Here is a 24,692-nt window from a genome sequence, read left to right as displayed (position 1 = left end):
CTCTTTGACCTCTGGCGGTGCGTGGTGCGATGCTCGGGGTCACCGAACCACATCGGGATGATCCTTCCATGACGACAGCAGATCTGGTTAAACAGGAAGACATTGCCGCCTTCCAACGCGATGGGGCTGTTGTTCTGCGGTCGAAATTCTCATCCGACTGGTTGTCATTGCTGCGTGCAGGAATCGACGCCGATCTTGACATGCCGACCGACAATTTCACCCGTCATACCAAGGATCCCAACGCCCCGGGCTATTTCGAAGACTACTGGGCCTGGAACAAAATCCCGCAATTCAACGAATTCGTTCACAAGTCGCCCTGCGCACCGCTTGCTGCCGAGTTGCTGGGAGCGCCGTCCATCAACCTTGTCATGGACAACTGGTTCCTGCGCGAGGCCGGCTCGACCTCGCGCCCGCCCTTCCATCAGGACCTGTCTTACTTCGACTTCGAAGGCACGATGTGTGTCCTTTGGCTGCCGCTGGAACCCGTGACCAAGGAAAACGGCATCGCATTCGTGAAAGGCTCACACCTGTGGGACAAGCTGTTCATGCGGGTGCGGTTTGCCGATGGACATCCCAGCTATGAGCCCACCGAAGTCGCCGGGCTGACCTATCACCCGCCACCAGATGTCAATGCCGACCCCGGCGCGTATGAGCTGCTGCAATGGGATCTGGAGCTTGGGGATTGTATCTTTTTCGACATGCGAACGCTGCATGGCGGGCTGTCCTCGACCACGCCGTCGGAAACGGTGCGGCGCTTCACCCTTCGCATGACGGCACCTGATGGTGTCATCCGGTATCGCGGCGACTGGGCCAAGGACGAGCGTGCGCAGTTCGAGGCGGCAGGCTATGGCGAGGGGGATCGGATTGACGGGCCGTTTTTCCCGCAACTTTGGCCGCGTTGATTGGAACGGCGCCGCACTTAATCTGTGCGATTGTGCACTTTATGGGCTGCTTTGCGTGGCTATTTCTTACCTGAGTGAAAGCGGGTGGCCTGACCATCTGCAACGAAGGGAGAGCTGAAATGAGTTGGAACCCGACACACAATCCGGACTGCATCTCGGAGAATCCGGCGCTGGACACATTAATCATCCCGCGTGCCCGTGACCTGGGAGGGTTCGAAGTGCGCCGCGCATTGCCTTCGGTAAAACGACAGTTGGTGGGCCCTTTCATATTTTTCGATCAAATGGGGCCCGCTGAATTCATCACCGAAGGCGGCATCGACGTGCGGCCCCACCCCCATATCGGACTGGGCACGGTCACCTATCTGTACCAGGGCGAATTCGAGCACCGTGACAGCCTTGGCACACATCAGATGATCTATCCCGGCGAGGTCAATTGGATGGTCGCAGGGCGTGGTGTCACCCATTCCGAGCGCACCAGTGACGAAACACGCGGCAGAAAACACAGCCTGTTCGGCATTCAGACCTGGATTGCTTTGCCCGAAGCGCATGAGGATATGGCCCCGGATTTCGAACATCACAAACAGGCCGCGCTGCCGCATATTCAGGATGCAGGCGTCAGTGCTCGGTTGATCCTGGGTTCGGCTTATGGTGAGACCAGCCCGGTCACGATGCTGTCCGAAACCTTCTATCTCGACGTGCAATTGGAACCCGGCGCGTCTTTCCCTCTGCCTGACGACCACGAAGATCGCGGTGTCTATGTTACGCAAGGTTCGGTCGAAATCGCGGGCGACAGATTTGACGAGGGCCGCATGATGGTGTTCCGGCCCGGGGACAAGCTGTCTGTAAAGGCTGGTGCGCTGGGCGCGCGGCTGATGCTGCTGGGCGGAGCGACCCTGAATGAAGACCGCTACATCTGGTGGAATTTCGTTTCGTCTTCGAAGGAAAAGATCGAAACCGCAACCCGTGAGTGGAAAAGCGCCGATTGGGCCAATGGTGCATTTCAACTGCCTCCGGGTGACGATCAGGAATTTATCCCTATTTCCAAAGAGCTTGAGCGCACCAAACCCCGGCTGGCCCGCTAGCGCGTGACGTCGGGGGCAAGCGGGCTTGTGTCACGGGACGTTTGCGGTGATCCTTTTCGGGTGTACCGGAGGGGGTATCATGAAACTTGTCCTTGCAGGCGCGGGCAGCATCGGCTGTTACTGTGGTGCTTTGCTGGCCCGGTCGGGGCACTCCGTGACCTTGCTGGGCCGCGCCCGTGTGCTGGACCCGATCCGAGAGCACGGGCTGAAGGTCACTGACTTTGATGGCCTTGACGTCACGATTCCGACCGGGGGCCTGACGCTCAGCGAAGATCCGGCCTGTCTGGATCAGGCCGAACTGGTCATCGTCACCGTCAAATCGGGTGCAACCGCAGACATGGCCGAGCAAATTGAGCGCTTTGCGCGGCAGGATGCCCCGATCCTGTCCTGGCAAAACGGTATCGAAGCTGCCGCAACATTGCGCAATGCCCTTCCCGGGCGCGACATACGCGCCGGAATGGTTCCGTTCAACGTGGTGCCGACTGCCCCCGCCACCTATCATCGGGCCACGTCCGGAGAGATCGTCATCCAAAGCGGCGCTGGTGACCTGGCCGCGCAGCTGAGCAGCGCAGACCTTCCCGTCACGTCCAGCGACCAGATCGAAGCCGTGCAATGGGGCAAGTTGGTGATCAACCTGAACAATGCGCTCAATGCCTTGTCGGGCCTCACGCTGGTGGATCAGCTGATGAACCGCGACTGGCGCAATCTCATGGCGGATCAGATGTCCGAGGCGCTGACCGTCCTCAAGGCGGCGGGTCATCCCGTAGCCTCGACCACACCGCTTCCGGCATGGATGACCCCGCATATTCTGCGGCTGCCGACACCGCTGTTCACCAGGATCGCGGCCCGGATGCTGACAATCGACCCGAGCGCGCGAACGTCCATGGCCTATGACCTCATGGCTGAGCGGCAAACGGAAATTGACAGCCTGCAAGGTCACATCATCCGGATGGGTCACGAAACCGGAGTGCCGACACCCATCTGCACGCAGGTGTCCGACCTGATCAAACATGCACCCGATCACCCGTTGTCGCCGGAACAGATCAGGCTCTGACGTCAACCCTCAGGCGAACGCGGTCAGCACCCAGTAAATGACGGCCGACATGGTTGCGGCGGCGGGCACGGTGACAATCCACGCGGCCACGATGGTCATGAAATGCGACCGCCGTACCAGCTTGCGACGGCGGTATTCTTCCGGGGCAAGGTGTTGTGCTGTGCGTTGAAGCTTTCCCCGCTTGCGCCGGCGCTCGGAATCCCACTCGCGGTAGAAGCCGACGCCAAAGACGGCACCAACGGCGATATGGGTCGAACTGACCGGCAGGCCAAGCCAGCTGGCCAGAATCACGGTGATCGCCGCCGACAGGGCGACGCAAAAGGCGCGTATCGGGTTCAGCTTGGTGATCTGGCGGCCCACCATCCGGATGAGCCTGGGGCCGAACAGAAACAGACCGAAGGAAATCCCGAACGCTCCGATGATCATCACCCAAAGCGGGATTGGAACTTTCGCGGCGAACTCTCCGAACTCGACCGCGTGGACAATCGCGGCCAGTGGGCCGACCGCATTGGCCACGTCATTTGCGCCGTGGGCAAAGCTCAGGAACGTGGCCGAGATCACAAGCGGCAGGCCAAACAGCGTTTTCAGCGACCGGGTCCGGTTCTCCATCCCTTCGGATCTGCGTTTGACCCACGGGACGGTCACGGACCAGGTCAGCAGCCCCACGCCCAACCCGATCAACAGGGCCATCTTGGGATCGATATGCACGATCCGTTGCAGGCCTTTGACGGACAGGTATGTGGCAAAGGCCCCCGCCATCACCGCCAAAAGGATAGGTACCCATTTTCGCGCGGCGGCAATCTTGTCGTCCTGATTCTGGATTTTCGACTTGATCAGCGCCAGAAAAGCCGCGGCAACCGCCCCCCCGAGCATCGGCGAAATCACCCAGCTGGCTGCAATTGCACTCATCGTGCCCCAGCTCACCGCGCTCAGGCCCGCTGCTGCAATGCCTGCACCCATTACCCCGCCCACGACTGAATGCGTTGTGGACACAGGGGCGCCGATCCAGGTCGCCAGGTTGACCCACATGGCCGAAGATATCAGCGCCGCCATCATGGCCCAGATGAACACCTCGCTGTTTTGCACCGAGGCGGGGTCGACAATCCCCTTTGAGATGGTCGAGACCACGTCACCCCCCGCAAGCAACGCACCAGCGCTTTCGGCAATGGCGGCAATCACGATGGCGCCGCCCATGGTCAGCACATTCGCACCGACCGCTGGGCCCATGTTGTTGGCCACGTCATTGGCACCGACATTGATCGCCATATAGGCCCCGAACGCGGCCGCCGCGACCACGACATGGCTGCCATCCGCCCGACCGAACAGGACCGCCGCCGTCAGCCCGGCAAGCGCCATGAAGGCCAGTGCGACCCCCGGTGCCAGCAGGTGGCGCGCGACATGGATGTTGGCGGTTTCGACCCGCGAAATTCGGTGCAGGTCGCTGTCCAACGTTTGCCAGCGTGGTTTCGGATTCGTGTCAGACATGAACTTGGTCAGATAGTGAAGGATCGTGCGCCACTAACGGTATCCGGCTGCTCAGGCAAGCTGGGTGCCATCGAAATGTTGCGAATTCCTTACAGTCTGCGCAACAAGGCCTGAAGCTCGGGCTCTTGCACCAGGGTGGCAGCTTCAGCCGGCGCAAACCAGCCGCGCTCGCGCTGATCGGCCTCGGGAAAGTCATCGGCCAGCGCACGCACCGATATCCTGTAGACATTGGTCAATACCGGTTGCGCCGATCCGTCTTTGAGGATCTTGTCGTAGGTGAATTGGCCGATGGGTTCATCGTGAACCGCATCCGCGCGCACCCCGGCCTCTTCCCAGGCCTCCTGAAGGGCTGTTTCCGCGCCACTCAAACCATCGATGGGCCAGCCTTTCGGGATGATCCAGCGTTTGGTGTCACGGCTGGTGATCAGCAAGACCAGATCCTGCCCATCATGAGTGCGGGTGCACAACGCCGCAAACTGCACCCGTCGGGGGCGCAGGAACAGCGGTCGTCCTACCTCTTCCCAGATATTTTGCAGCCATGCATTCATCAGCTATTTTGTCAGTCTACTCTATGCCTTCAAAGTTGATACGACTTAACAACGGAAATGGTGAGTTTCAATTAAACCTTCCAGTTTTGGCCGGGTTTGGCCGATTTTTTGAGGGTTTTCTGGGTTGTTTTGTGGATTATGGGCAAGGCTCGGGCTTTGCTGACGGCTCTAGTCACGTCTGCGTTTTGCCCTCAGCGTGGGATCAGCCTGGGTCGGGTCTTCGGGCCAGGGGTGTTTGGGGTATTGCGCCCTCATGTCCTTGCGTACATCCGCGTAAGAGCCCGCCCAGAAACCGGGCAGGTCACGCGTTATCTGGATCGGGCGCTGCGCCGGTGACAGCAGAGTGATCTTCAAAGGCTGGCCGCCGATCGCCGGGTGTCGGGTCACGCCAAACACTTCCTGCAAACGGACCGAGATTTCCGGCACGGCCGCGCTGTAATCAATTGGCACCTTGCGCCCCAGCGGCGTTTCAAATGACCCCGGAGCGCGCCGGTCCAGTTCCTGCGTCTGCGCCCAGTCCAGCCGCGCGCGCAGGGCGGGCAAAAGGTCGAATTTCTTCCAGTCTTCAGCGCTTTTGACCCCTGACAGCATGGGCAGCAACCAGTCCTCCATGTCGGCCATCAGGCCTGCGACCGAAAAATCGGGCAGATCGACGCCATCGGCGCGCACCAGTTCGACACGGGCGGCCAAGCGCGCGGCGGCACTCTCCAGCCGCAGGCCAAGATCGCGTATCCCATCCAGCATCGCGCGGGCCACGGCGTCGTCCGGGACGTCCTTCCATATGCGGTCGTCTAATGTGATCGCGCCGAACCGCTCTTGCCGCCGCGACACGACCCGCCGCTCGCGTTTGGACCAGGCGCAGGTCTCGACCCAGCGGATCTGATCCGCGAACAGATCGCGGATGTCGCGTTCCGAAATCTGGGTGGCCATCCGGACCTTCGCCTCGCGCGGGTTGCCATCCGTGTCGATGGCGACCAGAAACGGCGCGTTGGCCAGTGAATCCGCACTGTCCAGAACAACGCCTTTCCCCCCTGACAGCACATAGCGCGGCGCGTCACCCTTGCGCCGCTGCCCGATGCGGTCAGGATAGGCCAGCGCAGCCATGGCGGCGGAGCTCAGATCGGCCGAGTCGCCCTTGAGCTGTTTCCGCAGCCGTCTGGTCTCGGCATTGATCCGATCCACTGCGCCCATGTTGACCTGCCAGATCCTGTTGCGCTGAAAGGCCCGGGGGTCGCGCAGCGCCTCTTGCCGCAGGGTGATATCCACCGGCGCACCGCGAAGGGGGTCACGCTCGGCCATCAACGCCGCCAACGGGGCGGCGTTCGGACCGGCCCGCACAAGCATGTGCCCCAACCGGGGATGCAAGGGCAGTGCTGCCAGGGCGCGCCCATGATCGGTGATCCGTCCATTGGTATCGAGTGCGCCCAGCATTGTCAGCAAAGCCCGCGCCTCGGCCATCGCCCCCTCGGGAGGTAGAGTCAGAAAGGCAAGATCGGCCGCGTCAGCGCCCCACAGGGACAGCTCCAACGCCAGCCCGGTCAGGTCCGCCGCTTCGATCTCGGCAGGCGGGTAGGCGGCCAGGGCACCGTCTTCCCCCTTCGACCAGAGCCGGTAACACACCCCTTCGGCCACCCGTCCGGCCCGGCCCGCGCGCTGTGTGGCCTCGGCCCGGGTCACCCGTTCGGTCACCAGCCGGGACATGCCCGATCCCGGATCGAACCGAGCCCGCCGGGCCTGTCCCATATCCACCACGACCTTGATGTCGGGGATCGTCAGCGAGGTTTCGGCAATCGACGTCGCCAGCACGACTTTGCGCCCATGTTCCACCGGGGCAATCGCCGCACGCTGGGCCGCAAAGGGCATGGCTCCGAATAACGGGCGCACCACGCAACTGTCGGGCAACCGACCGTTCAAAAGGCTTTCAGCGCGTCGGATTTCGCCCTCTCCCGGCAGGAAAACCAGAATTCCGCCGCCGGATTTTCGCGTCTCACGCTCGGCTTGCACCACCAGATCGATCAACGCATCCAACCGTCGCGCTTGCGGCCCCAATGGCCGATCCAGCCAGCGCGTCTCAACCGGAAAGCTGCGCCCGTCCGATGTGACCAGAGGGGCCGCCATCAACGCGCCGACGGGATCCGCATCCAGCGTGGCTGACATGGCCAGCAGGATCAGATCGTCCCGCAATGCGTCGGTCACCTCGAGGCACAAGGCCAACCCCAGATCGGCGTTCAGAGATCGTTCGTGGAATTCATCGAAAATCACCGCGCCAATTCCCGGCAGATCCGGGTTGGATTGCAGCATCCGGGTCAGGATGCCCTCGGTCACCACCTCGATCCGGGTGTCTTTCGACACTTTCGCCTCGCCACGTACACGGTAGCCCACGGTCTGTCCCGCGCGCTCTCCCAACGTCTCGGCCATCCGCTCGGCCGCGGCCCGGGCCGCCAGCCGCCGGGGTTCCAGCATCACGATCCTGCCATCGCACAAACCCGCCTCGAGCATTGCCAGGGGAACCCGCGTGGTCTTGCCCGCCCCCGGTGGGGCCTGCAATACCGCGCGGCCCTGCGCGCGCAATCTGTCCAGCAGTTCGGGAATGGCGTCGTCGATGGGCAGGCGTATCGTCATCCGGCTCTTATCCGCGATCATGCTGGTGTCGTCCAGTTCTCCCGCCGGCGCGTTCTGGTGACACCGGGGCTGCAGGTCCAACCCTGAACGGCCAAGCAACGCACGAATTGACGCAGCTTTCGCTTTGATTGCATTTCCGGAGACCTGCGGTCTGGACAAACGCCCCCCGAGCGCGGCAACTATTCCTGCCTCTGGGATCGGGACAAGAATGCAGACAGACAGCCTCAGCGACAGGATTTTGAAGGGCGAGCGCCGGGCGCTGGCCCGCGCGATCACACTGGTGGAAAGCAATCGTGCCGATCATCGTGCACAGGCCAGCGAGCTGTTGGCCCAGCTCGCGGGATCGGGGCGTCAGGCGCTCCGGATCGGTTTGTCGGGTACGCCCGGGGTGGGCAAGTCCACCTTCATCGAAAGCTTTGGCATGATGCTGACGGGGCAGGGGCTGCGTGTCGCGGTTCTGGCAGTCGATCCCAGCTCTGCCCGTTCAGGGGGCTCGATTCTGGGGGACAAAACCCGGATGGAACGCCTGAGCCGCGAGAAGAACGCCTTTATCCGCCCCTCCCCCAGCCAGAGCCATCTCGGGGGCGTTGCCCGACGGACGCGTGAGGCCATCGCCCTATGCGAGGCCGCAGGCTATGACGTGGTGCTGATTGAAACCGTGGGCGTCGGGCAGTCCGAAACGGTGGTGTCCGAATTGTCGGACCTGTTCCTGTTGCTGTTGGCCCCGGCGGGTGGGGACGAATTGCAGGGTGTCAAACGTGGCATCATGGAGATGGCCGATATCATCCTGATCAACAAGGCGGATGGCGACCTGAAGGCCACGGCGACCCGGACATGCGCAGACTATGCCGGTGCGTTGCGATTGCTGCGCAAGCGCCCGCAGGATCCCGAAGGTTTCCCCAAGGCAATGACCGTTTCAGCGGTCGAAGAACAAGGGCTGGAGCAAGCCTGGGACGAGATGCAATCCCTGACCCGGTGGCGCCGCGACAACGGTATCTGGGAAGCCAACCGGGCCGCCCAGGCGCGATACTGGTTCGATCAGGAAGTCCGCCATGCCCTTCTGGCCCGGCTCGACACGCCGCAGGCCAAGGCCGAGATGGAACGCCTGAACGCCGAAGTCTCGGCCGGGCGTCTGAACCCGGCCCGCGCGGCCGAAGAACTGCTTGGCACGCTGAGCTGACGGGGTGAAAGGGGGCAAGGTTTCAAAGGCGGGCGCAAAATGAAAGAATTCGTTCGGTCCGTCTTGACCCTTCCTGCGATTCCCACTACACGCATCCAACCAGTTTTCGGGCGCGACTTCGGGTTGTGCCCCTTGTGATTTGGCCAAGGGCTTTGTGCCCGGCCTCCAGAAACAAAGGAAGAAACCATGTCGCGCCGTTGCGAACTGACCGGAAAAGGCCCGATGACTGGCAACAATGTCAGCCATGCCAAAAACAGAACTCGTCGTCGTTTCCTGCCGAACCTGAATGACGTTACCCTGCAGTCCGAGACCCTGGGCCGCGGCGTGAAGCTGCGCATCTCGGCAGCCGCTCTGCGTTCGGTTGACCACCGCGGTGGTCTGGACGCATTCCTGGCCAAAGCCAAGGATGAAGAACTGTCGGCGAACGCACTGAAAGTGAAGAAGGAAATCGCCAAGGCGCAAGCCACGGCCTAAGCCTTTTCGCTTATTGATTTTCAGGCCCTGCACCTCTGAGGTGCAGGGCTTTTTCGTTTTGAGCCGCCCGCTGCAGCCCGACACTGTTTTCAATTTCGAAATTATTTTCCGCTATTGGTGAATTGCTTCACATACGGAATGCCGAATCTGACCTATCGTTACTGTCATTCATCAGGCGGGGGCCTCACTATGACGTTAAAAAGTTTCTACCTTTTCCTGTTTCTGGCCGCGGTTTTTCGCAAAGCAATTTCGGCTTGTACGCGGATGCAGCGCAGGGTGAATCGTTCCCACACCAGCTTCAATACAAGCAAGGTGAAACGACCGGGAATTGATTACTGAAACCAGCTTCAAGCGCGACCCTTTGGCGCTTGAAGCTACTCTGCCGACTGACCTATACCCGGGTCAGGATGAGACCAGCCACTACACGATTCCTGCCTTATGTTCTGTCCCTGCTTTTGGTTCTGACCGGGCAGGGCCTTGCCGTGTCCCGCGGCATGGACAAGGCCGTGGGTCAGATGGTGTTGTGCACAGGCACCGGTCCGGTCGTTGTCTATATGGACGAAGACGGGCAGCCCACCGCGCCACCGCATTACTGCCCGGATTACGCACTGTCCCTGATGGGCGCGGTCGCCGTTGCCCAGCCGCCCATGCCTATGGCGCCAGAGCGGGCGCAGATAGCGCCGTTGCGACATCTGGTCAATCAAATCGCCTTGCCGGTCCCCGGCACCCCGGCGCGCGCGCCGCCTGTACGTGTTTGAAGACACTACTTTTTCAAACCTACAATACAGGAGAGGCACGATGTCCCTCAAAACTACTCTGTTTGCAACCCTGGCCGCCTTGACCCTGGCCATGCCCGCTTTTGCCGAAGGCACTATCAAAGTTGATGACGCCTATGCCCGGTCGTCGGGAAAGACCGCCAAGGCAGGCGCCGCGTTCATGATGATCCAGAATCTGGGCGATGCGGACGACCGTCTGGTCGGCGTGACGTCGGATGCCGCTGCCCGGGTTGAACTGCATACGCACAAAGTCGACGACAATGGCGTGGCCAAGATGGTGCATGTCGAGGAAGGCTTTGCCATTCCGGCAGGTGAAACCCACATGCTGAAACGTGGCGGCGACCACGTGATGTTCATGGGGCTGACCGAACCGTTCGAGCAGGACGCCATGGTTCCGGTGACGCTGATCTTTGAAAAGGCTGGCGAGGTTGAGATCGAAATCCCGGTCGATCTGGAGCGTCAGGACATGGGCGGACACGGATCTCATTCGAACTAGGGCAACGCCTGTCTTCGGCCGCGCGGCGGCCGTCATCCATGCGTCAGGCCGGGCATTGCCCGGCCTGTTGTTTCTGCGGCCGCCACTGGTGCTATTTGTTGATGGTTTTCATACCAACACGGTCACCGGCCTGGCGGAATCGGGATGCCAGCCAGAACATGACCGCGGCAATGGCCAGCGCCGAAAAGGCGATGCCCCATCCCAGCGCAACAAGCGCGACCGCTGGCCAGATCATCAAAACTAGCCCGACCACAAGCGCGACAAAACCCGAAACGCGCATGGAGCCGCGTTGAGGGTCTCTCTCGTGCATTTGCCCGGATGCCGCCAGCGAGCCGATCCCGATGATCAGCGCCCAGGCGCCCATCAGGAAAAAGGCCAGTTTGACCGTCCCTTCCGGCCAGATCAGCAGGACAAGCCCGATCAGAAGCGCACCGATTGCAGCGCCGCCCATTACCCCGCGACGCCCAACGCCCAAAAGCGTCAGGCCACCATCGAGGATCAGCAGCACACCAACCAGCCGCAGCAGCAACGCGATGCTGCCAGACGGCCAGAACAGTGCTGCAATACCGACAAGCCCGGCCAATACTCCGCGCAGCAGAAAGGTCCACCACAGGCTGGAAAGCTGCTCTCCCAGCATGTCGCGCCCGGCCATGCTGCCTTCATCCAGAATTTCACCGGTCCGGGGGTCCTGATCCGTCATGTCTTGTCCTCCAGTCGTTTCGGGGGCAGTCTAACCGAATTAAGCGAGTGTTGTCTGTACTTTAACTATGCGGTGCAAGAAGGTGCCCGACCCATCGCGGAACTGTCTGGGTCGCTTTGCCGACAAGTCTTTCATCAAACCCGGATGCGCCCGGTGACGGTTCCAGATTGATCTCGATCGTCCGAGCGCCCGCCGCCTGTGCTTCGTGCACGAACGCTGCCGCCGGATAAACCTGACCCGAGGTGCCAATGGCGGCAAAAATCGACGCGCTGGTCAAGTGGTCATAAATCTCGTCCATGAAATACGGCATTTCACCAAACCAGACCACATCGGGCCGGGCCGTGGGTCGCGCACAGGCGGGGCAGGATTCCCCAACCGCCATTTCGGGCGGGGCGGTCCAGCGATGGCCACAGGCTGAACACAGCGCGCCCGCCAAAGTTCCGTGCATATGGATGACATCCTTTGCGCCGCCCGCCTCGTGCAGGCTGTCCACGTTCTGGGTCACGATCACGACGTCTCCGGGCCACTCCCGTTGCAGCCGGGCCAGTGCCTCATGAGCAGCATTGGGTTGCACCCTGGCGGCCTGAACCCGCCGCGCATTGTAAAACCCTTGAACCAGTGCAGGGTCGCGGGCGAATCCTTCCGGCGTGGCGACATCCTCGATCCGGTGCTGGGCCCACAATCCGCCTTCATCGCGAAAGGTGCTCAACCCGCTTTCGGCGGAAATTCCGGCCCCGGTCAGAATCACGATCTTTTCCATTTCTCCTCCGCGCGGTACAGCTTGGTGCATGTCACACCGTATCCTCTTTGTCTGCCTGGGCAATATCTGCCGTTCCCCCGCGGCAGAGGGCGTTTTTCGCGCCCGCGCGCCGCATCACGTAACCGATAGTGCCGGAACCATGGGCTGGCATGCGGGGAACCCGCCCTATGGCCCGATGCAGGCAGCCGCGAAGGTCAGGGGAATCGATCTGGGCGACCTGCGCGCCCGTCAGTTCACCGCTGCCGATTTCGATCGCTTCGATCTGATCCTGGGCATGGACGCCAACAACATCGCGGATATCGAGGATCTGCGCCCCGCCGACAGTGACACCCCGGTGCGCCTGCTGACCGATTTCGCCCCTGAAGCCGGCGCGGATCATGTGCCTGATCCATATTACACGCGGGATTTCGATGGCGCTCTGGACCTGATCGAAGCGGCGGTCGAGGGGCTTGCCGCCCGTCTGGACAGTTAGCCGCCGATCACCCGCAGCGATCCGCCCAGCCAGGGCAGTTTGGCCAAAGCCGGGTCAACGATCTGGTTCTGCATCAGACGCCGTGTCATACCCGCCACTTCCTGCGGTACCTGATCGGACCAGCCCGTTCGTGCCAGCAAGGATATGCTGCGCGAGAAATCCCCGAACGGGGCAGGGTGGGCCTCCAGCCCGTCATGGAACCGCGCGGCGCGCATGAAACCCAGCGGCGTCGTGATCGCCCAACCCAGACCCCTTGCAACCATGGCCATCAGCGCCATGTGCGAGCCGATCTCGAACCGTTCCTCGAACTCCTGCGCGCCGCGCGCCATATGCGCCTCGATCTGCCGGCTGATCAGCTGCTCGCGGGCATAGCGCAGATACGGCAGGCTGTTCTGTGCCGCCTCCACTCCGCCCGCCCCCTGAGGCGCAACCAGAATGAACGGATCCCGGACCAGAGGGTACTCGACCACCCCCTCCAGCACTTCTCCGCTATGGGCGGTGACGGCCATGTGCAGGCGTTGTTCGGCCAAGGCCTCGAACAGATCGAGGCTGGACAGGGTGATCAGTTTGAAATTCGATCGGGTCAGACTGTCTGCCAGCAACGTGGCCAGCCGCGGGGTCAGATCATTGTCGAAGTCGTCGATCAGCCCGATGGACAGCGTGGTCAGATGCCCCAGATCCATGACCGACAATTCGCTTTGTGCCATTTGCAGCTCGGCCAGAACCGCCTCGGCCCGCACCAGAAAACTGCGCCCGGCCTGTGTCAGGCGCATCGGTCGGCGCCCGTGATCGACCAGTTCGGTGCCCAGAGCCTTTTCCAGATTGCGCAACTGTTGGGAAACGGATGGCTGGCTGAGCCCGGTGATCTCGGCGGCCTGTGCCACCGATCCCGTCCGCGCCAAAGCCTCGAACACCTCAAGGCCCCGCAGGGTCAGCCCTTTCATCACCATAAGATACACCTTTCGCTGCGCCTTTCTGGGGCGCAGCGTGGATCAGGTCAAGGTTTCAGAAGGGCTTAGCTGCAGATCGCCTGTGCCATCTGGCCAAAGTTCTGATACCGGTCCCACAGCGCATCATCGCGCGCGGTCTGCGACATCTTTAACTGTTGTGCCTGATGGGGATCGGTGAACCATTTGGCCACGGTTTTCTGATCGCTACGGGTAAGCGCCTGATCTGCTACGCGCTGGATGCAACTGCACCGATCCCGCGTCGCCGCTGATCGATCCGACGCCAGACACGCCCGCTTGATCTGCGCCGCGTCAGCAACCGGAGCCACAGCCTTCAGCGATGCCGCACAAAATGCGATTAAGAGGAACTGTTTCATACTCGAGCCTCGTTTTTTGCCTGCCCGGAGGGATCTTGCGCCCCTCTCGGTTTGCGCGGGAGTATGAATCAAACGGGCGCGCGGATCAATCATACGTTGCGAAAAAGTGAATACACGAGCCGGAAACGATACATTCCCCCGTAGGCCGGGCTTCAGCCCGGCACTCGTTAGGAAAGGAAAGGCAGCCATTGCTCTACGGCTTTGATAAGCGCCTCAATTTTCTCCGGATACTTAACGGCATACCCCGCTCCGGTAGCAGGAATACCCCACTTGATCAAAGTATCGACCGCAAGATCGCCCTTGCTTGCGCACCACTTGAGAAAGCCTGCCAATCCGAATTTGAACTTAGCTAGGATTGCCTCAATCCACTCACGAGCAGGACTTTCCTGATCCAACGCGTTCGACAGCTCTTTTTCGGCTTCCCAAATCAATGTGAGAGCACCGACCAAATGCTCGTCTTGAATGCTCTCAGGAGGGTTGTTCCCACCGATGCCGAGACGGGACAGAGGCTGCGCTTTGAAGCTGTCGTTTAGCTCTGCCAGTGTGAGTTCGACGTGCCGTCGGGCTTGAATCTTTTCGATTTCTCTTGCGACCGCTTCCGGACCCTCCATCCAAATACTGTTTTCAATCAAGGCAACTCGCCGCTGTAACTCCCAGTCCAGCGGGTTTCCGTTCAGCATTTTCTTGTACCACTCAGCCCAGAACTCCCATGGCGTGCCCGGAGCGCTTTCGAAGAACGCCTGCGACAATGCGGCGTAAGGCTCTGGCACCGGACCATGCCAAAGTTCGGTGGCGAAAAGTTGTGCGGTACTCTCGGGTGCGATGGTGAGTGCTTCAGCATCAACGGTGAGAGCGCGGGCTCTGTCTGTGCCGTAGGTGGGCACGTCAGCCATAAGATCATGGATGATTTGGGCATCGTCTGCGCGGGTAGAATAGAAGGTTGCTGCAACAGCAGTGATAGTGTCGTTGGGGTCGACGAGGGTGGATAGGGCGTCTGTGTTATTGGCAGTGTTGAGTGTTTCTAGGGCGTCAACGGGAAGAGAACTTGCTTCTTCGCTCAGTCCAACGCCAACAAGGCCGGAAACAACATTGCCCCTGAAACAGGCCAACAGCAGTTGCTGGTGGTTAAAACTTCTACTGGAACTATCTGCCAAACCAAAAGCGTATGGTAGAACCTGCAATGCCGCACGCGTCGCAAATGCCCTCAATGCAGTGGTTGGAAGTGATTGCAACCACTCTTCTAGCTCTAATGGGCGGCTAAAGTCGACCATGCGTATCCTCTCAAATGGCCGTTCCAAGCCGTCGTTTTATTGTTAAATGCACAGGGCACCGAAACTCTGTCGCGTTTCTATTGACCAACCCACGATTCCTCTACATATCCCCAACCCATGACAGACCTCGCTCATATCCGCAATTTCTCCATCGTCGCGCATATCGACCATGGCAAATCCACCCTTGCTGACCGGCTCATCCAAGAGACCGGAACGGTCAAGGATCGCGACATGAAGGAACAGCTGCTCGACAGCATGGATATCGAGCGCGAGCGTGGCATCACTATCAAGGCCAACACTGTCCGCATCGACTATACCGCCGACAATGGCGAGGCATACGTGCTGAACCTGATCGACACCCCCGGCCACGTGGATTTCGCCTATGAGGTCAGCCGGTCGATGCGCGCGGTCGAAGGCTCTCTGCTGGTCGTGGACTCGACCCAAGGGGTCGAGGCGCAGACGCTTGCGAATGTGTATCAGGCCATCGACGCGGATCATGAGATCGTGCCGGTGCTGAACAAGATCGACCTGCCCGCGTCCGACTGTGACCGCGTGGCCGAACAGATCGAAGATGTGATCGGCATCGACGCGACCGATGCCATTCAGGTTTCCGCCAAGACGGGGCAGGGCATCCACGAAACTCTGGAAGCAATCGTGCAGCACCTGCCCGCACCGAAGGGCAATCTGGACGCGCCTCTCAAGGCGATGCTGGTGGATTCATGGTACGACGCCTATCTGGGCGTCATCGTTCTGGTCCGCATCATGGACGGTACGCTGAAAAAGGGCATGCGGGTCAAGTTCATGTCGAACGGCACCCTGCACCACGTCGACCGCGTCGGCGTCTTCCGGCCTGAGATGGAGATGGTTGACAGCCTTGGCCCCGGTGAGATCGGCTTCCTCACCGCATCCATCAAACAGGTCCGCGACACCCGCGTTGGTGACACCATCACCAATGACCGCAACGGCACCGAAGAGGCCCTGCCGGGCTTCAAACCCGCGCAGCCGGTGGTGTTCTGCGGCCTGTTCCCGGTGGACAGTGCCGAATTCGAAGACCTGCGGGATGCGATCGACAAACTGGCGCTCAACGATGCCAGCTTCAGCTTTGAAATGGAAACTTCGGCCGCACTTGGCTTTGGCTTCCGCTGCGGCTTCCTCGGGCTTCTGCACCTTGAGGTCATCCGCGACCGCATCGAACGCGAATATGATATCGAGCTTATCACCACCGCGCCGTCGGTGATCTATCACGTCTACATGAAAGACGGCGAAATGATCGAGCTGCACAACCCCGCCGACATGCCCGACCCCTCGAAGGTCGATCATATCGAGGAACCGCGCATCAAGGCGACCATCCTTGTGCCGGATGAATACCTGGGCGACGTGCTGAAACTCTGCCAGGACCGCCGCGGCATCCAGATGGACCTGACCTATGCGGGCAGCCGCGCCATGGTCGTCTATGACCTGCCGCTGAACGAGGTTGTTTTTGATTTCTACGACCGCCTGAAATCGGTGACCAAGGGCTATGCGTCCTTCGACTACCAGATGACCGGTTACCGCGAGGACAATCTGGTCAAGATGTCGATCCTTGTTAATGACGAACCTGTCGATGCGCTGTCGACGATGGTTCACCGCGACCGGGCCGAGATGCGGGGCCGGGCGATGTGCGAAAAGCTCAAGGACCTGATCCCGCGCCACATGTTCAAAATCCCGATCCAGGCCGCCATCGGAGGCAAGGTCATCGCCCGCGAGACCCTCTCGGCGCTGCGCAAGGACGTGACCGCCAAATGCTACGGCGGCGACGCCACGCGGAAACGCAAATTGCTGGACAAGCAGAAGGCGGGTAAGAAAAAGATGCGCCAGTTCGGGAAGGTCGATATCCCGCAGGAGGCGTTTATTTCGGCGTTGAAGATGGACAGCTGAGGCTGCCCATTTTAAGTGATGGTCGGTCAAGGCGATTGGTGCAGCTAACTGTCTGTCCACTTCGCGGGGCAGGAGAACAAGCAAAATTTTAGGTAGGGTGCTCTACTATCGGCACTATCGCTCGGTGAAGCCTAATTGGCAAATCTTCTTGGATATGGCCGATCATTCCAAGGACAATATGGTAAATCCGATTTGCATCTATAAGCGCCTCGTCAATGTTTTCTTGCGTCACGGCACTGGTTGCGCGCTTGTAATTGGGATTTTTTCTCGAACCAGTGTTTGTAACATAGTCGACACGTAGAAATCCGTTTGGCGACCCGAAGAACGCCCCGTGCGCAGCCATATGACGGTTTTGGACAAACCTTTCTATCCAGTCAGCAAGGGCGGACAAGTCATCAGAGAACCCAAACTTTTTTGCGGGTTCACTAGATTTTCTTAGTTCTTTGATAAGCTTTTTCGTGGAGAGTTTTCTCACCCGGCAGTATTCATTGAACCAGTCGTCTTGTTCCGGCTCCAAGCCCCGAAGGCAAACGGTCAGAGCGCTTGCTAGCAACTCGATGTGCGCGCAAGTCTGCAAATATACACCCAGATCATAGACGAACTCGGGCGGAAGAAGACCTTCGATAGCTGTGCCTTTGACAGGAAAAAAACTGTTCATCAGTTGTCTCGATTTTCTCGCATGCCGAGATGTTTGGCCGCTAGAAGAATTGCTGGAGTAAGGTTTCGTTGCAACCCACATTTGAACTTGGATTTCCTCCATCACCCCACCCGCCCGGCGGCGCCGCCGGGCCGCGCCGACCCGCCCCCGTCAAACCGAAGGTTTGCCTCCGGCAAAACGGGCGGCGCGTTTGCGCCTCCCCTCGGCTCGGTCGCTGCCCTTAACTCTGTTGACTAACCACTGTCCCAGATTTCGAGTTTCGGCCATCAGATGTTACAATCCCGTCATTGCGATCAATAAATTCAAATTGGGGGAAGGTGTTATGGATCAGACTCTGCGTTCAAGAACGTCTATGGGACGTCTGGATCACTACTATTACATCATGCGGACGACAATTTTTGCCTATGTGGCGCTCGCTGCCATTATCGGGTTTGGCGCTCAGGGGATTTCGCTTGTTCTGATTGTTCTGGTCATTGCCACTGCGGCTTTTGGTATTCTGGCTGGCAGCACCGCTTTGGCCGATGTCGCGAACCTGCGGGACGACATGGATGAGGACATGGCGGCGTCGAATTTTGGCAAGGGCGTCAAATCCCATAACCTGAAAGGGCTGATCCTGACGTCGAATGTGTTGCTGGGTCTGATTGGGCTGTCCGAACTCATCGCAATCGTGTTCTGACCGGAGACTGTGATCAACCTCACAGCCTCAACTTCGCCCACCTGCTAATGTTGACGCAACGGCAACCTCGGCAGGAGGCCCACATGTCCACATCGCTCATCCCCCTCATCGCCCTCGGGTCGGCGGGTCTCTATTCCGTTGCCATGATCTCTATGAAGTTCTGGTGGAAGATCCCCGGTGTTGGCTTGACCCTTCTGATCGTTGCCACGCTGCTGGCCGCCGCGACGCTGGAACTTGCCGCGCTGCGCAACGAACGATTGGGCATCATCTATACCGGCATTCTGGGGGCCGAGGTCGTGCTGATCGCCATCGCCTCGTATTTTCTGTTTGGCGAGAACTTTTCCTATCGCGAGGGGATTGGCATCGCGCTGGTCATTGTCGGGACAGCTCTGGCCTGGGCCTGAAGCCCCATTCTAAGTCGCGGCTGAACCAATCATGAAGTTTCCCTTAAGTAAGTTGTAACCCGCCCGGGCGCTCCCAATCTGTTTACCAGACAGAAGGAGAGAGCCCATGACCAGATATATGACTGCCGGAGCAGCCGCTTTGGCCACGACCCTCGCCCTTGGAACGGCCGCGCTGGCCGATACCACGCCCGACCTGCGCGGCACCTGGCTGGGGTCCTACACGACCGTTCAGCCCAGCCATTACTACAAAGGCGATCAGCCTCGGTTCAATCAGGCCGAATGGATGCTGGATGTGCAGCTTCAGGACGGCAACGTTTTCTGGGGGCACAGCAAATGGCGTCGCGATGGCGATACCGACTGGAATGAATACGAGGCCACCGGCACCATCAGCCTCGATGGGACGGGCAGTATCGGCATCGTCGAAACCTCACCTTTGCTGATCGGCGCGAATGCGTTGATCGATGCGCGGTACGAAGATGGCAGGATTTTTGCCGATTTCCGTAGCCTGCGGACCGGAACGACCTACAGCACCGTTCTGGAACGTCAGGTGAACTGAAGCGTGTCCGGCCCGGGCGATTGTAGGGGGTAAGTACCGCTGCTGCGATTTTGACTGCGGCGGAGGTTAGTAGGTTGCCACGCGCGGGTCGGACCGCTTCTCAAAAACGGAACAATCGTCTCCACAGCGAGGAGACGGGCCGGGCGGCCAGTTCACCGCCTGCGACAGGATCCAGACCGCCCCGCGCAAGAATGCGGCGTTCCTCGGCGCGGGCCATCTGGATTTCGCGAACCTTCAGCGCGGCTTCGCGCGCGGTGACATAGCTGCCGTCCGGTCCCGGTTCCATTCCGGGGATGTTGCGTCCCCGCGACCACATCCCGCGAATTCCCGACAGCGGGTGTTTCCACCCGATCTCGTCATCATCCTGCAAATGCCAGATCCGCTTCGCCTCGGCGACCGAGACCAGAGCGGCCAGCGGTTTGCCGTGCCGGGTCAGAATGATCACTTCGCGCGGGTCCTGTGCACGGGTGACCAGAGCGCCCAAATGGGCGCGCGCATGGGAAATGGTGCAACGCATCGGCGAATCTCCGTATGTACGATTCGAAAGATTGGTGGTCCGAAGGTTGTACAAATCCTGCAATTCTCAACTAACGGCGCGTGCGGTGGCCTTCGCGCCCGCAGCATTGGGCAAAAAACCGGGGTCAGGTTCAGGCCTGAAAATTTCCCGGGACAAACAGGCGTGGAGTCAAAACTTCTCGGATTATCCACAAAGATTTCCCGGCAGATACCAACAGTTTATCCCCGTCTAATTTTCATGCTGCGGTGCTATTTTCTTGTCAGATACAAGGCGTGCTGCAACAGTCTGAACACCACACAGGTTCTTCGGAACCGAAGGTGGGACGCAAAGGCCCGGGGGTCTTGGCAGAGAGACCGGATCTTAGGATTTTCGTTTAACTGCAATGGCTTACCGGTGGGTGATCGGCCGAGTGCGGGTTTCGTGCCCAAGTCGGATGGCCACCTTCTCAGAAGGCCGATGCACGCTGTGATGTTCCTTCGGGGGCAAAGCGGCAGCCGCAGTCTCTCAGGAGGCTGGGGCAACTGGATCGGGGTGCCCTTCGGGGCGCATCGAACCGGTAAGGCGTCAGGAGTGTCCGAAAGGATGCATGCAAAGACCGCGTCTGCGCACCTGACGCCTTTTCCTTTGCCGATTTCGGTTTCATACAGGCTACCACTCACCCCTGCCGAAAGGGACCGGGGCTCTTCTGCGTGTGCGAAAGAGCCCCGATTTAGCGTCAGATGATGCAATGCCGCGTCTATGCACCTGTAAGGGAAAGCTACCGCGGCATGCCATGTCTTTCAACTATATATTGAGAGAAGGCCCGCGCGCGGCGCAAAATATAGTGTATTACAGGCTTTCCTGCACGTCGGTTGCTGCGCCTTGGATGGCATCTCCGGCTTTTTCGATATCCTTGCCGGCGCCTTTGGCGGTTTCGCAGGCAGTCAGTGCAAACAGGCTCAGGCCCATCAGAATTACGCGGATCATGTTCGTCTCCTTGGTGCTCGATTGTTTTTTGGTGCTCGATTGTTTTTCGGTAGCACCTTTTATCAGCCGGAGCCAGTTCCTAGGTCCGGTCGTCGCTGCAGAAGAGCTCGTAAACGACTTCGAGCATGCGGCGGGGACGATCATCCGCCAGACGATAATAGATGGCTTTGCCTTCCCTGCGAGGTATCACCAACCCTTCAAGTCGCAGACGGGAAAGTTGCTGTGATACAGCGGCTTGTCTGGCGGACAGCAATTCTTCCAGTTCGGTGACGGATTTTTCACCGGACACCAGATGGCAGAGGATCATCAATCTGCCTTCGTGGCTTATTGCCTTGAGAAAATTGGAAGCGCGTGTCGCGTTGGTGACCATGCGGTCAAAATCTTCTTTTGACATGTCATTGGACAGCTGAGGAAGTGCCATCGATTGAGTTCCTTGCAAACCCGTTGGCCGGGTGTTGTTTCCGTTACGTAAAGAGGCGTGAGTGTGAGACCCTTCAGTACACGTTTCGTACATTCATTTCTATATGTATGAATCAAAATAGCGTGATGTATGAAAGGGGAATTCGGATTGAACGTTCCCGCAACGCGAGGGGGCAGATGATTCACTTTAAGGCGATCTGCGGATCGTTGCCGGAAACAACAGATGGTTCGCCTTGACGATTGATGATGATCGACATTCGGTCAGCGTTCTCACTTGCCCCCCTTGCAGCCCCCCTTAGCCGACACTAAGACTCAGATAACACTTGTTGGGATATTGTCCCGATCCATAGCTAAACAGGCAGGTTACGAATGTTCGATCCCGTAGAAACCTACATGAATACACTTGTTCCCATGGTCGTTGAGCAGACCAGCCGGGGCGAGCGCGCCTATGATATTTTCTCCCGCCTCCTGAAAGAGCGGATCATATTCATCAACGGACCGATTCATGATGGGATGAGCCATCTTGTTGTGGCGCAATTGCTGCACCTCGAGGCGGAAAACCCCAACAAGGAAATCTCGATCTACATCAACTCGCCGGGCGGGGTGGTGACCAGCGGTTTGTCGATTTACGACACAATGCAATACATCAAGCCGAAGTGTTCCACATTGGTGATCGGTCAGGCGGCTTCAATGGGCTCGGTCCTTTTGGCCGGGGGCGAGAAGGGAATGCGCTTTTCACTGCCCAACAGCCGCATCATGGTGCACCAGCCCAGTGGCGGATACCAGGGCCAGGCCAGCGACATCATGATTCACGCGGCCGAGACGCAAAAGCTGAAGGATCGCCTGTATGACATCTACGTACGTCATACGGGGCAGACGAAAAAGGCCGTCGAAAAAGCGCTGGATCGTGACAATTTCATGAGCCCGGAAGAGGCCAAGGAATGGGGTCACATCGACGAGATCGTCGAAAACCGAGCGAAAATGGACACGGAAGAGGCCTGAGGCCAATACCCCGCGTCACCGGCGCGGGGGTCATTTTGAGATTGTAGCCGCCAGAGTGCTGGCCTAAGCTGCACACACAGGTGTAAGCGCCCCCGAAAAGGGGCGCAGGGACGAAGCCCGAAAGGTAGATCATGGCGACGAATTCAGGCGGCGATGGAAAAAACACGCTCTACTGCAGCTTCTGTGGCAAAAGCCAGCATGAAGTCCGTAAGCTGATCGCAGGCCCCACAGTTTTCATCTGTGATGAATGTGTTGAGCTGTGCATGGACATCATCCGCGAAGAGACCAAGGCCAGCGGGCTGAAGTCATCTGACGGTGTTCCGACGCCCAAGGATATCTGCGAAGTACTGGACGATTATGTAATCGGTCAGGCCACGGCAAAGCGGGTTCTGTCGGTGGCCGTTCACAACCATTACAAGCGTTTGAACCACGCTCAGAAAGCGGGCAGCGATATCGAGCTGGCAAAGTCGAATATCCTGCTGATCGGTCCGACCGGTTGCGGTAAGACGCTGCTGGCGCAAACGCTGGCGCGTATTCTGGATGTGCCGTTTACCATGGCCGACGCGACGACCCTGACCGAAGCCGGCTATGTGGGTGAGGATGTCGAAAACATCATCCTCAAGCTGTTGCAGGCGAGTGAGTACAACGTCGAACGCGCGCAGCGCGGCATCGTCTATATCGATGAGGTCGACAAGATTACCCGCAAATCCGAAAACCCCTCGATCACGCGTGACGTGTCCGGTGAGGGCGTGCAGCAGGCCTTGCTGAAACTGATGGAAGGGACAGTGGCCAGCGTCCCTCCACAGGGTGGCCGCAAGCATCCCCAGCAGGAATTCCTGCAAGTGGATACGACGAACATTCTGTTCATCTGTGGCGGTGCATTCGCGGGTCTGGACAAGATCATCGCGCAACGTGGCAAAGGCTCGGCCATGGGCTTTGGTGCCGATGTGCGCGACAATGACGACCGCGGTGTGGGTGAGATATTCAAGGATCTGGAGCCCGAGGATCTGCTGAAATTCGGGCTGATCCCGGAATTCGTCGGTCGTCTGCCGGTTCTGGCGACGCTTGAGGATTTGGATGAAGACGCGCTGGTGACCATCCTGACCAAACCCAAGAACGCATTGGTCAAGCAATACCAGCGTCTGTTCGAACTGGAAGATGTTGAGCTGGGATTCACCGATGACGCGCTGAAAGCGATTGCCAAGAAAGCCATCGAGCGCAAAACCGGTGCGCGCGGCCTGCGGTCTATTCTCGAGGATATTCTGCTGGACACCATGTTCGAACTGCCGGGCATGAAAAATGTCAGCGAGGTTGTGGTGAACGAAGAGGCGGTGATGTCCGACGCGCAGCCGCTGTTCATCTATGCCGATGCGGCCAAGGAATCGGCCTCGGCGGGCTGAGGCCGGGCTATTTGCCGCGACGGTGGGACTTCACTTGAACCGGTTCAGGGGGCTCTGCCCCCGCTGCCCTTCGGGCATCCCCCCGGGGTATTTTTAGCCAGATGAAGCTGTGGATCCGTCGCTCGCACATGGGTGTCGGCGCAGTTAGGCGGCGGAAGCTTTAGCAAGTTTTCGAACCACAAAGGTGACGAATTATGGCAGTGAAGCGCATTTCTTCGGGCGGTGAGTTCGAAGCCAAGGTCGGGTACTGCCGTGCGGTGGTCGCGGGCGGATGGGTTCACGTCGCCGGGACCGTCGGGCAGGGCGAGGACGTGGTGGCGCAATGCCGGTCTGCGCTGGACATCATCGGCAAGGCGCTGGCCGAGGCGGGCGCAGGCTTTGACGATGTGGTTCGGGTCACATACATGCTGCCCGATCGCAACGAGTTCGAGCCGTGCTGGCCGATCCTGGCCGAAACTTTTGGCACCAATCCTCCGGCAGCGACAATGATTGAATGCGGTTTGATTGATCCGAAATACAGGATCGAGATCGAAGTGACCGCCTTTCTGCCGGAGTGACGCAGGTGGTATCAGGGGCACTGGACCTTGGCGGGCCTTTGGTCCATACCTTTCTTCGACGAAATGCCGGAGGCACCCGATGGGAATCCTGAACAGTCTTTTGCGAGCCGTGACCTGGTGGAATGGGTCAACTTTGAACACTCAGATCTACACTGCACGCAAGGGCGTGAAAGTGGGCGAAGACAATGAAGGCAACGTGTTCTATCGCAATGCCGATGACAGCAAGCGTTGGGTTATCTTCAATGGCGAGGCCGAAGCCAGCCGGGTTGATCCTGAATGGCATGGTTGGTTGCATCGCACTTGGGACGAACCTCCGACAGATAAACCGCTGCCGCATAAATCCTGGGAAAAACCACATCAGGAAAACCTGACTGGCACCGCGCTGGCCTATGCTCCTGCCGGATCTCTGCGTCGCGCGGAACCGGTTGAACGTAAGGACTATGAGGCCTGGAGCCCGGAATAAACGAGGCGAT

The 24,692-nt window shown here is 59.4% G+C and carries 28 protein-coding genes; 16 read left to right on the top strand and 12 right to left on the bottom strand.

All coding sequences use genetic code 11. From position 1 onward, the window contains the following. Positions 1-68: 68 nt before the first annotated feature. The 3 genes from GOW04_RS10720 (at position 69) to GOW04_RS10710 (ending at position 3,038) form a co-directional block, all read left to right on the top strand. On the top strand, positions 69-902 hold the full coding sequence (locus tag GOW04_RS10720) for a phytanoyl-CoA dioxygenase family protein (protein ID WP_171232545.1): 834 nt from the start codon (positions 69-71) through the stop codon (positions 900-902). Between the two features lie 119 nt (positions 903-1,021). Next, positions 1,022-1,984 carry a pirin family protein gene (locus GOW04_RS10715; protein ID WP_171232544.1) on the top strand — a complete coding sequence of 321 codons (963 nt, stop codon included), beginning with the start codon at positions 1,022-1,024 and terminating at the stop codon, positions 1,982-1,984. Between the two features lie 79 nt (positions 1,985-2,063). Beyond that, on the top strand, positions 2,064-3,038 hold the full coding sequence (locus GOW04_RS10710; RefSeq protein WP_171232543.1) for a 2-dehydropantoate 2-reductase: 975 nt from the start codon (positions 2,064-2,066) through the stop codon (positions 3,036-3,038). Positions 3,039-3,047: 9 nt separating this feature from the next. Here the strand turns inward: GOW04_RS10710 and GOW04_RS10705 are convergent, their stop codons facing one another. The 3 genes from GOW04_RS10705 to hrpB form a co-directional block, all read right to left on the bottom strand. After that, a complete protein-coding gene (locus tag GOW04_RS10705; protein WP_171232542.1) occupies positions 3,048-4,523 on the bottom strand; it encodes an inorganic phosphate transporter in 1,476 nt (491 codons plus the stop codon). Positions 4,524-4,612: 89 nt separating this feature from the next. Next, positions 4,613-5,071: an NUDIX hydrolase gene (locus tag GOW04_RS10700; protein WP_171232541.1), complete on the bottom strand. Its 459-nt coding sequence runs from the start codon at positions 5,069-5,071 to the stop codon at positions 4,613-4,615. Positions 5,072-5,239: 168 nt separating this feature from the next. Next, positions 5,240-7,693 (bottom strand): ATP-dependent helicase HrpB, encoded by a 2,454-nt coding sequence (gene hrpB / locus GOW04_RS10695; protein ID WP_171232540.1) that lies wholly within the window; start codon positions 7,691-7,693, stop codon positions 5,240-5,242. A gap of 208 nt (positions 7,694-7,901) precedes the next feature. Here hrpB and meaB point away from each other — a divergent pair, with 208 nt between their 5' ends. The 4 genes from meaB to GOW04_RS10675 all read left to right on the top strand — a co-directional run bounded on the left by meaB (position 7,902) and on the right by GOW04_RS10675 (position 10,619). Further along, positions 7,902-8,873 carry a methylmalonyl Co-A mutase-associated GTPase MeaB gene (gene meaB, locus GOW04_RS10690; protein ID WP_171232539.1) on the top strand — a complete coding sequence of 324 codons (972 nt, stop codon included), beginning with the start codon at positions 7,902-7,904 and terminating at the stop codon, positions 8,871-8,873. Between the two features lie 186 nt (positions 8,874-9,059). Beyond that, positions 9,060-9,347 (top strand): 50S ribosomal protein L28, encoded by a 288-nt coding sequence (gene rpmB, locus GOW04_RS10685; RefSeq protein ID WP_050603240.1) that lies wholly within the window; start codon positions 9,060-9,062, stop codon positions 9,345-9,347. 407 nt (positions 9,348-9,754) lie between these two features. Then, complete coding sequence (locus GOW04_RS10680; RefSeq protein ID WP_171232538.1) at positions 9,755-10,105, top strand: hypothetical protein; 351 nt, start codon at positions 9,755-9,757, stop codon at positions 10,103-10,105. Between the two features lie 40 nt (positions 10,106-10,145). Further along, positions 10,146-10,619 (top strand): copper chaperone PCu(A)C, encoded by a 474-nt coding sequence (locus tag GOW04_RS10675; RefSeq protein ID WP_171117622.1) that lies wholly within the window; start codon positions 10,146-10,148, stop codon positions 10,617-10,619. A 91-nt stretch (positions 10,620-10,710) separates the two neighbouring features. On the opposite strand, the gene GOW04_RS10670 is transcribed toward GOW04_RS10675, so the two are convergent. After that, positions 10,711-11,319 carry an HdeD family acid-resistance protein gene (locus GOW04_RS10670; protein WP_171232537.1) on the bottom strand — a complete coding sequence of 203 codons (609 nt, stop codon included), beginning with the start codon at positions 11,317-11,319 and terminating at the stop codon, positions 10,711-10,713. A gap of 61 nt (positions 11,320-11,380) precedes the next feature. Then, positions 11,381-12,079, bottom strand: coding sequence for an NAD-dependent deacylase (locus GOW04_RS10665; RefSeq protein WP_171232536.1), 699 nt, complete (start codon positions 12,077-12,079; stop codon positions 11,381-11,383). A gap of 28 nt (positions 12,080-12,107) precedes the next feature. Between GOW04_RS10665 and GOW04_RS10660 the strand changes: the two genes are divergently transcribed. After that, entirely contained in the window at positions 12,108-12,551 is a 444-nt protein-coding gene (locus GOW04_RS10660) for a low molecular weight protein-tyrosine-phosphatase (RefSeq protein ID WP_171232535.1), read from the top strand. Here the strand turns inward: GOW04_RS10660 and GOW04_RS10655 are convergent. The 3 genes from GOW04_RS10655 to GOW04_RS10645 all read right to left on the bottom strand — a co-directional run bounded on the left by GOW04_RS10655 (position 12,548) and on the right by GOW04_RS10645 (position 15,146). Then, positions 12,548-13,501, bottom strand: a complete 954-nt coding sequence (locus GOW04_RS10655) for a LysR family transcriptional regulator (protein ID WP_171229649.1) — start codon at positions 13,499-13,501, stop codon at positions 12,548-12,550. The two genes, GOW04_RS10660 and GOW04_RS10655, sit on opposite strands and share 4 nt — an antisense overlap. 65 nt (positions 13,502-13,566) lie before the next feature. Further along, entirely contained in the window at positions 13,567-13,875 is a 309-nt protein-coding gene (locus tag GOW04_RS10650; RefSeq protein ID WP_171232534.1) for a hypothetical protein, read from the bottom strand. Between the two features lie 167 nt (positions 13,876-14,042). Next, entirely contained in the window at positions 14,043-15,146 is a 1,104-nt protein-coding gene (locus tag GOW04_RS10645) for a hypothetical protein (RefSeq protein WP_171232533.1), read from the bottom strand. Between the two features lie 117 nt (positions 15,147-15,263). On the opposite strand from GOW04_RS10645, the gene lepA reads away from it, so the two are divergent. Beyond that, positions 15,264-17,063, top strand: coding sequence for a translation elongation factor 4 (lepA, locus tag GOW04_RS10640; protein ID WP_171232532.1), 1,800 nt, complete (start codon positions 15,264-15,266; stop codon positions 17,061-17,063). A gap of 88 nt (positions 17,064-17,151) precedes the next feature. On the opposite strand, the gene GOW04_RS10635 is transcribed toward lepA, so the two are convergent. After that, positions 17,152-17,721, bottom strand: coding sequence for a hypothetical protein (locus GOW04_RS10635; protein ID WP_171229653.1), 570 nt, complete (start codon positions 17,719-17,721; stop codon positions 17,152-17,154). A 322-nt stretch (positions 17,722-18,043) separates the two neighbouring features. Between GOW04_RS10635 and GOW04_RS10630 the strand changes: the two genes are divergently transcribed. The 3 genes from GOW04_RS10630 to GOW04_RS10620 all read left to right on the top strand — a co-directional run bounded on the left by GOW04_RS10630 (position 18,044) and on the right by GOW04_RS10620 (position 19,357). Further along, a complete protein-coding gene (locus tag GOW04_RS10630) occupies positions 18,044-18,397 on the top strand; it encodes a hypothetical protein (protein ID WP_171232531.1) in 354 nt (117 codons plus the stop codon). Positions 18,398-18,480: 83 nt separating this feature from the next. Continuing rightward, complete coding sequence (locus GOW04_RS10625; RefSeq protein ID WP_170345061.1) at positions 18,481-18,801, top strand: hypothetical protein; 321 nt, start codon at positions 18,481-18,483, stop codon at positions 18,799-18,801. Positions 18,802-18,907: 106 nt separating this feature from the next. Beyond that, a complete protein-coding gene (locus tag GOW04_RS10620; RefSeq protein WP_170345062.1) occupies positions 18,908-19,357 on the top strand; it encodes a hypothetical protein in 450 nt (149 codons plus the stop codon). A 100-nt stretch (positions 19,358-19,457) separates the two neighbouring features. On the opposite strand, the gene GOW04_RS10615 is transcribed toward GOW04_RS10620, so the two are convergent. The 3 genes from GOW04_RS10615 to GOW04_RS10605 form a co-directional block, all read right to left on the bottom strand. After that, on the bottom strand, positions 19,458-19,874 hold the full coding sequence (locus GOW04_RS10615) for a type II toxin-antitoxin system Phd/YefM family antitoxin (RefSeq protein ID WP_171232530.1): 417 nt from the start codon (positions 19,872-19,874) through the stop codon (positions 19,458-19,460). A gap of 828 nt (positions 19,875-20,702) precedes the next feature. Beyond that, complete coding sequence (locus tag GOW04_RS10610; protein ID WP_152457342.1) at positions 20,703-20,840, bottom strand: entericidin A/B family lipoprotein; 138 nt, start codon at positions 20,838-20,840, stop codon at positions 20,703-20,705. A 79-nt stretch (positions 20,841-20,919) separates the two neighbouring features. Next, on the bottom strand, positions 20,920-21,261 hold the full coding sequence (locus tag GOW04_RS10605) for a helix-turn-helix transcriptional regulator (protein WP_152457343.1): 342 nt from the start codon (positions 21,259-21,261) through the stop codon (positions 20,920-20,922). 368 nt (positions 21,262-21,629) lie between these two features. Between GOW04_RS10605 and GOW04_RS10600 the strand changes: the two genes are divergently transcribed. From GOW04_RS10600 to GOW04_RS10585, 4 genes are all read left to right on the top strand, one after another. Continuing rightward, positions 21,630-22,262 (top strand): ATP-dependent Clp protease proteolytic subunit, encoded by a 633-nt coding sequence (locus GOW04_RS10600; protein ID WP_117869644.1) that lies wholly within the window; start codon positions 21,630-21,632, stop codon positions 22,260-22,262. 131 nt (positions 22,263-22,393) lie between these two features. Further along, a complete protein-coding gene (gene clpX / locus GOW04_RS10595; protein WP_171117645.1) occupies positions 22,394-23,662 on the top strand; it encodes an ATP-dependent Clp protease ATP-binding subunit ClpX in 1,269 nt (422 codons plus the stop codon). Between the two features lie 194 nt (positions 23,663-23,856). Continuing rightward, positions 23,857-24,219 carry a RidA family protein gene (locus GOW04_RS10590; RefSeq protein ID WP_171117647.1) on the top strand — a complete coding sequence of 121 codons (363 nt, stop codon included), beginning with the start codon at positions 23,857-23,859 and terminating at the stop codon, positions 24,217-24,219. A 79-nt stretch (positions 24,220-24,298) separates the two neighbouring features. Further along, complete coding sequence (locus tag GOW04_RS10585) at positions 24,299-24,682, top strand: NADH:ubiquinone oxidoreductase subunit NDUFA12 (RefSeq protein ID WP_152457346.1); 384 nt, start codon at positions 24,299-24,301, stop codon at positions 24,680-24,682. Positions 24,683-24,692 lie beyond the last annotated feature (10 nt).

Source organism: Ruegeria sp. HKCCA4812 (assembly GCF_013034245.1).
Classification (GTDB): domain Bacteria; phylum Pseudomonadota; class Alphaproteobacteria; order Rhodobacterales; family Rhodobacteraceae; genus Ruegeria.
The sequence above is the reverse complement of the archived record's forward strand: the minus strand, read 5'-3'. Positions and strand labels throughout refer to the sequence as shown.